We start from the raw sequence: 13686 nt of genomic DNA on the forward strand, positions 1-13686 counted from the left end.
GCCATGGGCCGTCACGCGCTTCGGCGGCTGCTCCAGATGATCCCCGTGTTCCTGGGCACCACCTTCCTGATCTTCTTCATGGTGTACGCGCTGGGCGACCCCGTCGCGGCCCTCTTCGGCGACCGGGCCCCCGACCCGGCCACCGCCGCCCGCATCCGCGAGGACCTCTACCTCGACGAGCCGCTGTGGCGGCAGTACGCGCACTACATGGGGCAGGTCTTCAGCGGCCACTTCGGCACCGCCTTCGACGGCCGGCCCGTCACCGAGCTGATGGCCGACGCCTTCCCCATCACCCTGCGGCTCACCCTGGTCGCCGTGCTCTTCGAGATGGCCCTCGGGCTGACCCTCGGCGTCGCGACCGGGCTGCGGCGCGGGCGCGGCCTGGACACCTCCGTGCTGCTGCTGACCCTGGTCGTGGTCTCCGTCCCGACCTTCGTCAGCGGCTCGGTGCTGCAGTACCTGATCGGGGTGAGATGGGGCTGGACCACGCCCTCCGTCGCACCGGACGCGCCGCTGGGACAGCTGCTGCTGCCGGGCGTCGTGCTGGGCCTGGTCTCCCTCGCGTACACCACCCGGCTCACCCGCACCTCCATCGTCGAGAACGCCCGCGCCGACTATGTGCGCACCGCCGTCGCCAAGGGGCTGCCGCGCCGCCGGGTGGTCGTCCGCCATCTGCTGCGCAACTCCCTGATCCCCGTGGTGACCTTCCTCGGCACCGACATCGGCGCGCTCATGGGCGGCGCCATCGTCACCGAGCGGATCTTCAACATCCACGGCGTGGGCTACCAGCTCTACCAGGGCATCCTGCGCCAGAACTCCCCCACGGTCGTCGGCTTCGTGACCATCCTCGTGATCGTCTTCCTGCTGGCGAACCTGATCGTCGACCTCCTCTACGCCGTGCTCGACCCGAGGATCCGGTATGCCTGAGCCGTTTGACACCCCCCAAGCCATCGCCCCGGCCGGCGGCGGCGCACAGGCCCTGGCCGCGGGCGACACCCAGGCCCTGCGGGGCGCCCCCGCCCCCGCACCCGTGGTGCCCGCGGGCAGACGCGGCCCGGGGCGCTCCGCCGACCGGGCCGCGGCGCCGCGCGGGCTGTGGTCCGACGCCTGGCGGGACCTGCGCCGCAACCCGGTCTTCGTGGTCTCCGCCCTGATCATCGTCTTCCTCGTACTGATCGCGATCTGGCCGGAGCTGATCACGGACGGCAATCCGTACCGCGGCGACCTGTCCAAGGCGCAGGACGGCCCGGCGCCCGGCCACCCCTTCGGCTACGACCTGCAGGGCCGCGACGTCTACACCCGCACCGTCTACGGGGCCCGCGCCTCCATCGCCGTCGGCATCTGCGCCACGGCGGGCGCGGCCCTGCTCGGCAGCGTGCTCGGCGGGCTGGCCGGGTACTACGGCGGCTGGTGGGACGCCCTGCTGTCGCGGATCGCGGACGTCTTCTTCGGCATCCCGATCCTGCTGGGCGGGCTGGTCTTCCTGTCCGTGGTCACCAGCGGGTCGGTGTGGCCGGTGGTCGGCTTCATCGTGCTGCTGGGCTGGCCGCAGATCTCCCGCATCGCGCGCGGGGCCGTGCTGACCGCCAAACGGCACGACTACGTCCAGGCGGCGCGGGCGCTGGGCGCGAGCGACACCCGGACGCTGCTGCGGCACATCGCGCCCAACGCCGTGGCCCCCGTCATCGTCGTCGCCACCATCGCGCTCGGCACCTACATCGCGCTGGAGGCGACGCTGTCCTTCCTCGGCGTGGGGCTCAAGCCGCCGACCGTCTCCTGGGGGATCGACATCTCGTCCGCCTCCACCCAGATCCGCAACGCCCCGCACATGCTGCTGTGGCCCGCCGGGGCGCTGAGCATCACGGTGCTGGCGTTCATCATGCTCGGCGACGCGGTGCGCGACGCGCTCGATCCGAAGCTGCGCTGAGGAGGGGACGATGAGCGCACTCCAGGGGGCGCAGCCCGCCCTGCCGCGGCTGCTGGACGTACGGGATCTGCGGGTCGAGTTCCGGACCAGGGACGGCGTCACCGAAGCCGTGGGCGGGGTGACGCTGGGCGTGGACGCGGGCCGGACGCTGGCGGTGCTCGGCGAGTCGGGCTCGGGCAAATCGGTGACCGCCCAGGCGATCATGGGCATCCTCGACTCGCCGCCCGCCTTCGTGACCGGCGGACGGATCCTCTTCCAGGGGCGGGACCTGCTGGAGCTGGGTGAGGACGAGCGCCGCCGGGTGCGCGGCGCCCGCATGGCGATGATCTTCCAGGACGCGCTCTCCGCGCTGAACCCGGTGGTGTCGGTGGGCGCCCAGCTCGCCGAGATGTACGAGGTGCACCAGGGCCTGTCGCGCCGCGCCGCGCGCGCCAGGGCCGTGGAGCTGATGGACCGGGTGCGCATTCCGGCGGCGAAGGAGCGGGTGGGCGACTATCCGCACCAGTTCTCGGGCGGTATGCGCCAGCGCATCATGATCGCCATGGCGCTGGCGCTGGAGCCGGACCTGATCATCGCCGACGAGCCGACCACCGCCCTGGATGTCACCGTCCAGGCCCAGGTCATGGATCTGCTCGCGGAGTTGCGGCGCGAGTACGACATGGGTCTGATCCTGATCACCCACGATCTCGGTGTGGTCGCCGATGTCGCCGACACCATCGCGGTGATGTACGCGGGCCGGATCGTGGAGACCGCACCCGTACGCGACCTCTACCGCCGCCCGGCCCATCCGTACACCCGCGGGCTGCTGGACTCGATCCCGCGACTCGACGGCGGGGGGGAGCGCGGGGGCCGGGAGCTGTACGCGATCAAGGGCCTGCCGCCCGGCCCGGGGGAGTCCCCGCCCGGCTGCCCCTTCACCCCGCGCTGCCCCCGCGCCCAGGACGTCTGCCGCACCGAACGGCCGCCCCTGTACGAGGTGACGTACCGGGACGCGCCCGTGAGCCGGGCCAGCGCCTGCCACTTCTGGAAGGACGAGCTCGATGCCCGCGACGCCATCGCAGCCCCCTGAGCCCGCCGCCGGGCCGGGCGAGCCGGTCCTGGAGGTGCGTGACCTGGCCAAGCTCTACCCGCTCACCCAGGGCGTCGTCGTCAAACGCCAGGTCGGCGCGGTCAAGGCCGTCGACGGCGTCTCCTTCGACCTGTGGCGCGGGGAAACGCTCGGGGTCGTCGGCGAGTCCGGCTGCGGCAAGTCCACCCTCGCCCGGCTGCTGGTCAACCTGGAGCGGCCGACCGCTGGGGAGATCCGCTACCGGGGCGAGGACATCACCAAGCTGTCGGGGCGGGCCCTGAAGGCCGTGCGGCGCAATATCCAGATGGTGTTCCAGGACCCGTACACCTCGCTGAACCCGCGGATGACGGTGGGTGACATCATCGGTGAGCCCTTCGAGATCCACCCGGAGGTGGCCCCGAAGGGCGATCGCCGCCGCAGGGTGCAGGAGCTGCTGGACGTCGTCGGGCTCAACCCCGAGTACATCAACCGCTACCCGCACCAGTTCTCCGGCGGTCAGCGCCAGCGCATCGGCATCGCGCGCGGCCTGGCCCTCGACCCGGAGATCATCATCTGCGACGAGCCGGTCTCCGCGCTGGATGTGTCGGTGCAGGCCCAGGTCATCAACCTGATGGAGAAGCTGCAGGACGAGTTCAACCTCTCCTACCTCTTCATCGCCCATGACCTGTCCGTCGTCCGCCATATCTCCGACCGGGTGGCGGTGATGTACCTGGGCCGCTTCGCCGAGATCGGCACCGACACCGAGATCTACGACCATCCGACGCATCCGTACACCCAGGCCCTGCTGTCCGCGGTCCCGGTGCCCGACCCGGAGTCCAGCGACGGCCGCGAGCGCATCCTCCTGGCCGGCGACGTCCCCTCCCCGGCCGATCCGCCCTCCGGCTGCCGCTTCCGCACCCGCTGCTGGAGGGCCGAGGACCGCTGTGCGGTGGAGGTGCCCCGGCTCGTGGTGCCCCCGGAGCTCCGGGCCCCGGGGGGCCCGGCCGCGCACCCGTCGGCCTGCCACTTCGCCGGGGAACGCCCGCACGCGCCCAGCGGCTGAGGCTATGCCCCGGGCGCGTCCCCGAAGTCCGGGATGTCCAGCCTGGCGCCGCCCTGGAGCGCGGACTCGTGCGCGACGATGCCCGGCAGGGTGTAGCGGGCCGCGACCCAGGCGTTCACGGACGGCAGCGTGCGGGTGTTGACCGCGGTCACGAAGTCGTCCACCAGGAAGTGGTGGCTGCCCTCGTGGCCGTTGTGGAGGTGGTCGAACTCCCTCGGCAGCCGCGACCGGTCGTGTACCGGCGCGGAACCCGAGGTGAAGGCGGCCCGCAGGGCCGGGGCTATGTGCTCGAGCTGCGGATCGTCGGGCGCCAGGGTGGGCTTGGGCTCCAGCAGCTCGGAGATGTCCTTCACCCCTTTCTTGTCCTGCCAGAAACCGACGGTGGCGAGCTGCTCCATGCTGGCCTCCGTACCGAAGAACCGGAACCGTGATTCCCGGATGTATGAGGGATAGCCGACTCGCCGGAACTCGTTCGTACGGAACGAGCCGCCGCCCGCCACCTCGAACAGCGCGGTGGCATTGGAGAAGTCGTTCCCGAACTGGCTGATCTCCCGGTCGAACACGCCGTCCCCGCGGTCGTCCCTGACCCCGATCGCGGACACGCTCACCGCATGCGTCTGCCAGGCGCCGAGCACCCCGCCGACGGCATGCGTGGGGTAGAGCAGCGGGGGATAGCTGGCGGTCGCCTTCCAGTTCTCGCCGCCGCTGTACTGATAGGCCTCGTAGAAGCCGAGATCCATGTCGTGGACGTAGTCGCCCTCGGCGTAGAAGAGCCGTCCGAAGGCGCCCTCGGCGATCTGGTTGCGGGCGTAGACGGTCGCCGGGTTGTACTGGCTGGTCTCACCCATCATGTACGTCAGGCCGGTGGCGCGCACGGCCTCGATGATCGCCGCTATCTCCTCGGTGGTGATCGCCATGGGGACGGCGGAGTAGACGTGCTTGCCCGCGTTCAGGCCCTGGAGCACCAGCGGACCGTGCGTCCAGCGCTGGGTGAAGATGGCGACCGCGTCGACCGCCTTCGACTCCAGCATGGCCTCGTACGAGGGGAAGGTGCCCGCCAGCCCCTGTGCGGCGGCCAGCTGTTCCGCACGCTCGGGCAGCAGATCGGTGACATAGACGTCGCCGACGCCGGGATGGGCCTGGAACAGCGTGGCGAACTGGCCGGAGAACTGGCCGGCGCCGACGATGCCGAGCGAGAAAGTCATGTGAGGCGTGCCCTTCACTGGTCGAGAGATCACTGAGAGAGGATCCGGTTGATCTGGCTGTTGGTCTGGTCGAGGCTGCTCACGGGTGCGCCGTTGCCGTAGATGTCCTCCATCTGCGGCGTCATGAGCGCGGTCACGTCCGCCGCGTAGTTGGTGATCGGGTAGGAGAAGGTCCGGAAGTCCTTCTTGTCGGCCACCGGTTCGGTGAACGCCGTGACATCGATGCCCTTCTTCTTGTACGCGGCGGTGGCGGCCTCGGTGCCGGCCAAAGTGGCGGGGAAGACGACGCCGTACTTGCCGACGACGGTCTGGCACTTGTCGGAGGCCAGGTAGGCCACCCACTTGCGGGCGCCCGCCTTGTTCTTGGCGGCCTTGGTGATGGAGTCGGCGAGGCCGTTCATCATGGTGGCGCGCTTGCCGGTGGGGCCGACGGGCGTGAGGGCGGCCTTGACGTCCCTGCCCTTGAAGCCGCTGTACGTGGAGATCATCCAGGCCCCGTCGAACGCCGCGGCGGCCTTGCCCGCCGCGACCTGCGTGTTCGCCTGGTTGGACTGGACGTTGTAGTCGGAGAAGGGGGCCATGTAGCCCTTCTTCGCCAGTCCGAAGTACCACTTGATGACGGACTGGAAGGTCTTGCTGTCGTACTGGTACTTCGTGCCCCAACGGGGCTTGTCGGTGTAGCTCCACCCGGCGGAGGCGGTGAACATGCTCCATTGGGTCTGGCCGTCGCCGTAGCCGCCGCCGTTGGTGGCCAGCCCGTACACCTTGACGTTGTTCTTGTCGAAGCCGGGCTCGTCGCCCCGCCTGCCGTTCTTGTCGACGGTGAGGTGCGCGATGGCCTTCTCGAAGCTGCCGCCGTCCTTCGGGTTCCAGGAGAGGCTGCCCAGCTGCCCGGCGGTGAGCCCGGCGGCCTTGGCCATCTTCTGGTTGTAGAAGAGGGCCACGGTGTCCCAGTCCTTGGGGGCTCCGTAGCGGTGGCCGTCCTGGCCGATCCAGTTGGCGGCGAGCCCCGGCTGGTAGTCGGACTCCTTGATGCCGAGGCCGTCGAGCGGCTCGAGCACCTTCAGATCGGCGAACTGGCCGAACTTCTGGATGTGGTCGGTGAACACATCCGGCTGGGTGCCCGCGATGAACCCGGAGGTGAGCTTGGTCCAGTAGTCGCTCCAGCCCAGCTGAGTGATCTTCACCTTGAGCCCGGGGTTCTCCTTCTCGAACCCCTTCGCGCAGGCCTGGTAGGCGGGCAGCTGGTTGGCGTCCCACAGCCAGTACGTCACGGTGTTCGCGGACGCTCCGGTGCCGTCGCCGGCCGCGCAGCCGGACACCAGGGACAGCGTCACCGCTCCGGCCAGCGCGGTCAGTGTACGAAGTCGCATGGGGCGTTCCTCACTTGATCCCGGTGAAGCCGATGGAGCTGACGATGCGGCGGGCGAAGCAGGCGAAGAGCAGGAGCATCGGCAGCGCGGCGATCAGCGTCGCCGCCATGAGCCCGGACCAGTCGACGCCGGTCGCCGGGGTCTGCGCCCGGAAGATCGCCAGGGCCACGGTCAGCACGCGGGAGCTGTCGCTGTAGGAGACCATCAGCGGCCAGAAGTAGTCGTTCCAGGAGGTGATGTACGTCAGCACGGCCAGCGTGGTGATCGGGGTGGCCGCCATCGGCAGGATCACCCGGAAGAAGATCTTGATCTTTCCGGCGCCGTCGAGCAGCGCCGCCTCCTCGACCTCCCGGGGCACGTTCATGAAGAACTGCCGCAGGAAGAACACCGCGAACGGCGTCATGAAGAGGGTGGGCAGCGCGATGCCCAGCAGCGTGTCCACCAGGTGCAGCTGCTTGATGAGCACGAAGTTCGGCAGCAGTGTGAAGATGGCGGGCACCATCAGCCCGGCCAGGAACAGGCCGAAGACCTTGTCCCGGCCGCGCCAGCGCAGCCGCGCGAAGGCGTACGCGGCCATCGCGGAGAAGAAGATCTGACAGCTGGTGATCAGCGTCGAGACGATCACCGAGTTGAGCAGATAGCGCCAGAAGTCGAGCCCGCCGCCCGCGCCGCCCTCGGCGATCGCCTCCTTGGCGGACTGGAGCCCGAGGGCGCGTTCGAAGCCACTGCTGCTGAGGTCGACCGGCAGGGGGTTCGCGGGGTCGGTGTTGAGACCGGCGTTGGTGGACAGCGCGGTGCGCAGGATCCAGTAGAACGGCAGCAGGGTGATGAGGACGATCAGGCCCATCACGGTCCAGGCGGCGGCCCGGCCGATGGAGAACCTGCGCCTGACCGGCCGTATGCCGGTCGGCATTCCGGTCGTTGTGGTGGTGACGGCAGCCACGGTGAGTTCCTTCCGTCAGCCGAGGTCGGTCTGGCCGGCCCGGGTGATCCGGTACTGGATGACGGTGATCGCGCTGAGGACGACCAACAGGGCGACGGACATGGCCGAGGCGTAGCCGAACTGGAAGCGGCCGAAAGCGGAGCCGTAGATGTAGTACTGGAGCACGTTGGTGGCGTTCGCCGGACCGCCCGCGGTCGTCACGGCGACCGTGTCGAAGACCTGGAACGAACCGATCACGGTCATGATCAGCACGACCGCCAGCACCGGCCGCAGCAGCGGCATGGTGATCCGCCAGAACATCCGCCACTCGCTCGCGCCGTCGACCTTGGCTGCCTCGTACATGTCGTTCGGGATCGCCTGGAGACCGGCGAAGAGCAGGAGCGCGGTGTAGCCGACGTGCCGCCAGACGTTGATCAGGGCGATGGTGGGGATCGCCCAGGTCTCGTCGGCCAGGAACGGGATGCGGTCGAAGCCCAGGCTCTGGAGGATCTCGTTGCCGATGCCGAGCTGGTTGTCGAGCATCCACAGCCAGACCAGGCCGGCGACGACGTTCGACATCAGATAGGGGGTGAGCACGATGCCCCGGAGCACGGCCGACTGGGTCAGCCGCTGGAGCAGCACCGCGATGGCGAGGGCCGACACCGTCTGCACACCGATGTTGATGACCACGTACTCGACGGTGACCTTCAGCGAGTCCCAGAAGAGGGGGTCATGGACCAGCCGGTCGTAGTTGGCCAGGCCCACCCACTCGGGTGGGGTGAGCAGGTTGAAGCGGGTGAAGCTCAGGTAGATGCCCCGCAGCGTCGGCCAGAGCAGGAAGACCAGAAAGCCCAGCAGGGCGGGGGCGATGAAGAGAGCCGCGAGGGCTCCGTCCCCGCGCTCCCGGGCCTTGCGGACGGTGCGTTTCGGTGTGACCCCCTCGGAGCTGCGCAACGGCAGACGCGAAGGAGGGCTGCTGGAGGCGACGGTCATTGGAGACTCCCTCGTCTGCGGCGTCCTCGGCTCAGGGCACTTACTTTTGGTGCAAAAGAATCCATGCGTCAAGAGTCGTGCGGAGGTGTTTTGTGTCCGGCTTCTGCGGCGTAGAGTGACTCCATTACTTCCTTGATGAAAAAAATCTTGTGGGGGTCTGACCCTTCATGACCACACTTGCGGCGAGTTGGCCACCGCTGAGCCCCGGCGAGCGCGCCGTGGCGATCGAGGTGCTGGTACACGGTCCGCTGTCGCGCAGCGAGATCGCCCGCCGGCTGAACCTCTCGGCGGGCAGCCTCACCCGGCTGACCAAGCCGCTGATCGAGTCGGGTCTGCTGATCGAGTCGGCCGAGGACACGATGCTCGCGGAGGCGCGGCAGGGGCGGCCCTCACAGCCACTGGACATCGTCCCCGAGTCCCGGTACTTCCTCGGGTTCAAGATCACAGGGGACAGGGTGTACGCGGTCGTCACCACCCTGCGCAGCGACATCGTGGCCCGTTACGACCGGCCGCTGACCACACACGACCCCGCGGAAGTGGTCGGCCTGCTGCACGAGATGACCGCCGAGCCCGCTCGCGCGTTTCCCCGCCTGGCCGGGATCGGCATCGGCGTCGGCGGCAGCGTCCGGGACCGCTCGACCGTCGTCGAATCGGCCTTCCTCGACTGGGCGGACGTGCCGCTGGCCAAGCTGGTCGAGGAGCGCACGGGGCTGCCGGCGGTCGTCGAGAACGACGTGGCGGCGCTGGTGGAGGCCGAGTCCTGGTTCGGCGCCGGGCGAGGCCTGGAGCGGTTCGCGGTGCTCACCATCGGGGCGGGGCTGGGCTACGGGTTCGTCGTCGGCGGCAGGAGGGTGGCCTCCTCCGAGGACGGCGCGGGCTTCGGCCGGCGCTGGATCGTCAACCCCTATGGACCGCTCACCCCCTACGGCGATCGCGGCAGCGCCATCTCCCTGCTCACCATCCCCAGCATCCGCTACCAACTCCAGGCCGCGACCGGCCGTGAGATGACGTACGAGGAGATCCTCGGCCGCGCCGCCGAGGGCGAGCCCATGGCCGCCCGTGTCCTGGACGAGGCCGCCCAGGCCCTGGGCACGCTCGTGGCCCAGATCGCCAACTTCGCGATGCCGCAGAAGATCCTGCTGGCGGGCGAGGGGGTGGGCCTTGTCGACGTGGTCGGCCCGGCGGTGGAGGAAGCCATCCTCGCGGGCCGCCACCCCCAGGCCGACCCCGTCAACCTGGAGACCAAGGTCTCCGACTTCCACGACTGGGCCCGCGGCGCGGCCGTTCTGGCCATTCAGGTGCTGGTCCTGGGGTCGGCCGAGACCTGAGGCGGCGGATGCTCGGTCCTCAGCGGTGCGGCTCCGCGGCCTCCACCGCATAGCCGGGTACGGAGGGCCAGCGGACCGTCAGCACCACCGACTCCTCCTCCGCGACCCAGGAATGGTCGATTCCGCGCCCCCACACGACGTAATCGCCCTGCTGTTCCAGGAGAACGCTGCGGCCGGGCAGCTCGACGCGGAAGCGGCCGCTGATGAGGACCAGAAGAGCGGTCCTCTCCTCGCCTCTCACCCACTGGGCCCGTTCGTCACCGGGAGGGTGCACGCCCCACTTGATCTCCACGGCGTCGCTGTGGCGGGGATCGTCGGCGTCCTTGAAGTGCCCGAGGATCCATCCCCGGTCCAGAGCGGCGTCCTTGCCCGCGTTGCCCACGTATACGGTGTCGTTCACGCATGCGGACGCTAGCAGGGTTCAGTCCGCAGGGCTCGGCCCGCGGAGATCAGTCCTTGTGAACCCCCTGCTGGATCTCCTCCGCCGCGATCAGCGCCGGGTCGAGGATCACGTCCTGCTCGCGGGCGGCGACGCTGGGGGCCTCGGGGAAGTGGCAGGCGGACAGATGGCCCTCGTGGTTGCCTTCGAGGCGGATCAGCGGCGGCTCCTCGCGCGCGCACTTGTCCTGCGCCTTCCAGCAGCGGGTGCGGAAGCGGCAGCCGGAGGGCGGGTTGATGGGGGAGGGGACGTCGCCGGCGAGGCGGATGCGCTCGCGGCGCGCGGCGCCGCTCGCCCCGGGGCCCTGGGCCTCGCCCTCGCCCGCCTCTTCGGCCAGCAAGGCGGCCTCGGGGACCGCGGAGAGCAGGGCGTGGGTGTAGGGGTGGCGCGGGCGGTGGTAGATGGAGTCGCGGTCGCCGACCTCGACGATCTTGCCGAGGTACATGACCGCGACACGCTGTGAGAAATGGCGCACGACGGCCAGGTCATGGGCGATGAAGAGGAAGGCGATGCCCAGCTCGCGGCGGAGCTCCTGGAGGAGGTTGACCACCTGGGCCTGGATGGAGACATCGAGCGCGGAGACCGGTTCGTCGGCGACGATCAGCTTGGGTTCCAGCGCCAGCGCGCGGGCGACGCCGATGCGCTGGCGCTGACCGCCGGAGAACTCATGGGGGAAGCGGTTGTAGTGCTCGGGGTTCAGGCCCACGGTCTCCAGCAGCTCCCGCACCCGGGCCTCGCGGCCGCCCGGCGGCTCGATGCCGTTGATCTCCATCGGCCCGGAGATGATCGCGCCCACCGTCTGCCGGGGGTTCAGCGAGGAGTACGGGTCCTGGAAGATCATTTGGATCTCGGAGCGGATCGGCGCCAGCTGTTTGCGGTCCGCGTGGGTGATGTCCTGGCCCTGGTAGGTGATGGTGCCCGCGGTGGGCTCCAGGAGCCGGGTCAGCAGGCGGCCGGTGGTGGATTTACCGCAGCCGGACTCGCCGACCAGGCCGAAGCTCTCACCCGCCCGCACCGTCAGGTCGATGCCGTCCACCGCCTGGACGGCCCCCACCTTCCGTCGGAACGGGAAGCCGCCCATGATCGGGAAGTGTTTGGTCAGCTTCTCCGCGACCAGGAGGGGTTCCCCGGACGTGGCCGACGCGTTGCTGCTCATGGTCCGTGTCTCCTAGGCCAGCCGGGGCTTGATCTGCTCGGTGAAGATGGTCTGCTTGCGGTCGGCGGCCAGATGGCAGGCGGCGCCCCGGCCGTCGGGCAGCGAGGGGCGCTCGGTGGCGCACCGGTCGCCGCCGACCTCCTCGGTGTGGACGCAGCGCGGGTGGAAGGGGCAGCCGGGCGGTGGGGACAGCAGGCTGGGCGGGGCGCCGGGAATGGGGCTCAGCGGCTCGTCGACGGCGGAGTTCAGCCGCGGCATGGAGCCCAGCAGCCCCCAGGTGTACGGATGCTGGGGGGAGCGGAGCACTTCACGGACCGTGCCGCGCTCCACGGCCCGGCCGGCGTACATGACCAGCAGGTCGTCGGCGGTGTTGGCGACCACGCCCAGGTCGTGGGTGATGAGGATGATCGCGGAGCCGAACTCCTGCTGCAGATCCTTGAGCAGGTCGAGGATCTGGGCCTGGACGGTGACGTCCAGGGCGGTGGTCGGCTCGTCGGCGATCAGCAGGTCGGGGTCGCAGACCAGGGCCATGGCGATCATGGCGCGCTGCCGCATACCGCCGGAGAACTGGTGCGGATAGTCGCGCACCCGCAGCTTGGCGTTGGGGATGCCGACCTTCTCGAGCATGTCGATGGCGCGCCCCCACGCCTCGCGCTTGGAGGCCCCGGTGTGCTTGCGGTAGGGCTCGGCGATCTGGCGGCCGACGGTGTAGTAGGGCGAGAGGGCGGTGAGCGAGTCCTGGAAGATCATCGCCATCTTGTTGCCGCGCAGCTTCTCCAGGGCGCGCTCGGGCGCCCCGGTCAGCTCCTGGCCGTCCAGCACGATCTCGCCGCGGATCTCGGTGTTGCGCGGGTCGTGCAGGCCGAGGACGGCGAGGTTGGTGACGGACTTGCCGGAGCCGGACTCGCCGACGATGCCGAGGGTGCGTCCGCGCTCGAGGTCGAAGGAGAGGCCGTCCACGGCCTTGACGACGCCGTCCTCGGTGGAGAAGCGCACATACAGGTCGCGCACGGACAGGAAGGCGTCGCCCGCGGCGGGGGCCGGGGCGGCCTCGGACTTGGTCAGGGTGGTCACGTCGGTCGTACTCCTAGGCGAGGCGCACGCGCGGGTCGATGACGGCGTACAGCGCGTCCACGATGATGTTGGCGATGACGATCGCCGTGCAGCTGAAGAGCATCACGCCCATCAGCATCGGGAGGTCCTTCTCGGTCACCGACTCCACCGCGAGCCGGCCCAGGCCGTGCAGGGTGAACGTGAACTCCGTGATCATCGCGCCGCCGAACAGCGAGCCCAGGTCGATGCCGACGATGGTGACGATCGGGGCGATCGCGCCGCGCCAGGCGTAGCGGAAGAAGACCGTACGGCCCGACATCCCCTTGGCCCGCGCGGTGCGCACATGCTCCTCGTTCAGCTGCTCGACCATCTGGGAGCGCGTCATACGGCTGTAGTTGGCGATGAAGATGATGGAGAGCACCAGCCAGGGCAGCAGCAGCCCGCTGAACCACTTGGCCGGATTCTCGGTGAACGGGGTGTACTCGGGCCGGTCGATCACGCCCCAGGTGTCGACCAGCAGCCACAGCGCGATGACGCCGACGAAGTAGATCTGCAGCGAGTTGCCTATCAGCGACAGGGAGCTGAAGAACTTGTCGGTGAAGGTGCCGCGCCTGGCCGCCGCGATCATGCCGATGCCGACCCCGATGATCAGGAACACGGCGGCGCCGCCGACGGCGAGCGAGAGCGTGGTCGGGTAGCGGTCCATGATGGTCTCCCAGACCGGCTGGGAGTTGGTGAAGGAGTAGCCGAAGCAGGGGGCCGGGCAGTGGCCGACCTCGAAGTCCCGGCCGGCGAAGATGCCGACCAGATAGTGCCAGTACTGGACCGGGACCGGCTCGTCGAGACCCAGGTTCTTGTTGATGAGCGCGATGGCGTCCGGGCCGCAGTTCTTGCCGCAGGCCAGCTGCGCCGGCTCGGAGGGCAGCGCGAAGAAGAGGAAGAACGTGATCGCGCTGATCAGCAGGATGATGACGATCGCGCCGAGGGAGCGGCGTACGAGGAAACGAAGCATGGCGTCGCGGGTCTTCCGGTACGGGCGCCTTGGGCGACCAGGGCGGATCGGACGGGCGGCGCCGTCCGCCACCCGCGGGGGGTGGCGGACAGCGTGCCCTGGGGGCTGACGGGGTGGCCACGCGGCGGAGCCGGTCGTATCGGCTCCGGCGCGTGGCGAGCGGGGCT

Annotated in this window: 13 protein-coding genes; 5 read left to right on the forward strand and 8 right to left on the reverse strand. The window is 69.7% G+C overall.

From position 1 onward, the window contains the following. The first annotated feature begins 3 nt into the window (after positions 1 to 3). The 4 genes from ACFZDL_RS38390 to ACFZDL_RS38405 are packed head-to-tail and all read left to right on the forward strand — an operon-like array spanning position 4 to position 4038. Positions 4 to 927 carry an ABC transporter permease gene (locus tag ACFZDL_RS38390; protein WP_353587334.1) on the forward strand — a complete coding sequence of 308 codons (924 nt, stop codon included), beginning with the start codon at positions 4 to 6 and terminating at the stop codon, positions 925 to 927. After that, positions 920 to 1927: an ABC transporter permease gene (locus tag ACFZDL_RS38395; RefSeq protein WP_353587332.1), complete on the forward strand. Its 1008-nt coding sequence runs from the start codon at positions 920 to 922 to the stop codon at positions 1925 to 1927. The genes ACFZDL_RS38390 and ACFZDL_RS38395 overlap by 8 nt, the downstream gene beginning before the upstream one ends. Before the next feature lie 10 nt (positions 1928 to 1937). Then, the gene (locus ACFZDL_RS38400) at positions 1938 to 2996 is read left to right on the forward strand and encodes an ABC transporter ATP-binding protein (RefSeq protein WP_353587330.1); all 1059 of its coding nucleotides are present in this window, start codon (positions 1938 to 1940) and stop codon (positions 2994 to 2996) included. After that, on the forward strand, positions 2968 to 4038 hold the full coding sequence (locus ACFZDL_RS38405) for a dipeptide ABC transporter ATP-binding protein (RefSeq protein WP_353587328.1): 1071 nt from the start codon (positions 2968 to 2970) through the stop codon (positions 4036 to 4038). Before ACFZDL_RS38400 ends, ACFZDL_RS38405 begins: the two co-directional genes overlap by 29 nt. A gap of 2 nt (positions 4039 to 4040) precedes the next feature. On the opposite strand, the gene ACFZDL_RS38410 is transcribed toward ACFZDL_RS38405, so the two are convergent. The 4 genes from ACFZDL_RS38410 to ACFZDL_RS38425 are packed head-to-tail and all read right to left on the reverse strand — an operon-like array spanning position 4041 to position 8531. Beyond that, a complete protein-coding gene (locus tag ACFZDL_RS38410; RefSeq protein ID WP_353587326.1) occupies positions 4041 to 5243 on the reverse strand; it encodes a Gfo/Idh/MocA family oxidoreductase in 1203 nt (400 codons plus the stop codon). Positions 5244 to 5272: 29 nt separating this feature from the next. Next, entirely contained in the window at positions 5273 to 6616 is a 1344-nt protein-coding gene (locus tag ACFZDL_RS38415) for a sugar ABC transporter substrate-binding protein (RefSeq protein ID WP_353587324.1), read from the reverse strand. A gap of 10 nt (positions 6617 to 6626) precedes the next feature. Beyond that, positions 6627 to 7559, reverse strand: a complete 933-nt coding sequence (locus ACFZDL_RS38420; protein WP_353587322.1) for a carbohydrate ABC transporter permease — start codon at positions 7557 to 7559, stop codon at positions 6627 to 6629. 15 nt (positions 7560 to 7574) lie between these two features. After that, positions 7575 to 8531, reverse strand: coding sequence for a sugar ABC transporter permease (locus ACFZDL_RS38425; protein WP_353587320.1), 957 nt, complete (start codon positions 8529 to 8531; stop codon positions 7575 to 7577). Between the two features lie 167 nt (positions 8532 to 8698). Here ACFZDL_RS38425 and ACFZDL_RS38430 point away from each other — a divergent pair, with 167 nt between their 5' ends. Beyond that, the gene (locus ACFZDL_RS38430) at positions 8699 to 9859 is read left to right on the forward strand and encodes an ROK family transcriptional regulator (RefSeq protein ID WP_353587318.1); all 1161 of its coding nucleotides are present in this window, start codon (positions 8699 to 8701) and stop codon (positions 9857 to 9859) included. A 19-nt stretch (positions 9860 to 9878) separates the two neighbouring features. Here ACFZDL_RS38430 and ACFZDL_RS38435 read toward each other — a convergent pair whose 3' ends face one another. The 4 genes from ACFZDL_RS38435 to ACFZDL_RS38450 are packed head-to-tail and all read right to left on the reverse strand — an operon-like array spanning position 9879 to position 13519. Beyond that, a complete protein-coding gene (locus tag ACFZDL_RS38435) occupies positions 9879 to 10259 on the reverse strand; it encodes a signal peptidase I (RefSeq protein ID WP_353587316.1) in 381 nt (126 codons plus the stop codon). 49 nt (positions 10260 to 10308) lie between these two features. Further along, positions 10309 to 11454, reverse strand: coding sequence for an oligopeptide/dipeptide ABC transporter ATP-binding protein (locus tag ACFZDL_RS38440; protein ID WP_353587314.1), 1146 nt, complete (start codon positions 11452 to 11454; stop codon positions 10309 to 10311). Between the two features lie 12 nt (positions 11455 to 11466). Further along, positions 11467 to 12528, reverse strand: a complete 1062-nt coding sequence (locus ACFZDL_RS38445; protein WP_353587312.1) for an ABC transporter ATP-binding protein — start codon at positions 12526 to 12528, stop codon at positions 11467 to 11469. Between the two features lie 13 nt (positions 12529 to 12541). After that, complete coding sequence (locus ACFZDL_RS38450; protein ID WP_353587311.1) at positions 12542 to 13519, reverse strand: ABC transporter permease; 978 nt, start codon at positions 13517 to 13519, stop codon at positions 12542 to 12544. Positions 13520 to 13686 lie beyond the last annotated feature (167 nt).

The sequence above is a fragment of the Streptomyces sp. NPDC007917 genome (assembly GCF_042959105.1).
Taxonomy (GTDB): domain Bacteria; phylum Actinomycetota; class Actinomycetes; order Streptomycetales; family Streptomycetaceae; genus Streptomyces.

Coding starts and splice junctions, on each gene's coding strand:
- ACFZDL_RS38450 (WP_353587311.1), bottom strand. CDS start 13,519: ATGCTTCGTTTCCTCGTACGCCGCTCCCTCGGCGCGATCGTCATCATC.
- ACFZDL_RS38405 (WP_353587328.1), top strand. CDS start 2,968: ATGCCCGCGACGCCATCGCAGCCCCCTGAGCCCGCCGCCGGGCCGGGC.
- ACFZDL_RS38395 (WP_353587332.1), top strand. CDS start 920: ATGCCTGAGCCGTTTGACACCCCCCAAGCCATCGCCCCGGCCGGCGGC.
- ACFZDL_RS38425 (WP_353587320.1), bottom strand. CDS start 8,531: ATGACCGTCGCCTCCAGCAGCCCTCCTTCGCGTCTGCCGTTGCGCAGC.
- ACFZDL_RS38415 (WP_353587324.1), bottom strand. CDS start 6,616: ATGCGACTTCGTACACTGACCGCGCTGGCCGGAGCGGTGACGCTGTCC.
- ACFZDL_RS38430 (WP_353587318.1), top strand. CDS start 8,699: ATGACCACACTTGCGGCGAGTTGGCCACCGCTGAGCCCCGGCGAGCGC.
- ACFZDL_RS38440 (WP_353587314.1), bottom strand. CDS start 11,454: ATGAGCAGCAACGCGTCGGCCACGTCCGGGGAACCCCTCCTGGTCGCG.
- ACFZDL_RS38390 (WP_353587334.1), top strand. CDS start 4: ATGGGCCGTCACGCGCTTCGGCGGCTGCTCCAGATGATCCCCGTGTTC.
- ACFZDL_RS38400 (WP_353587330.1), top strand. CDS start 1,938: ATGAGCGCACTCCAGGGGGCGCAGCCCGCCCTGCCGCGGCTGCTGGAC.
- ACFZDL_RS38410 (WP_353587326.1), bottom strand. CDS start 5,243: ATGACTTTCTCGCTCGGCATCGTCGGCGCCGGCCAGTTCTCCGGCCAG.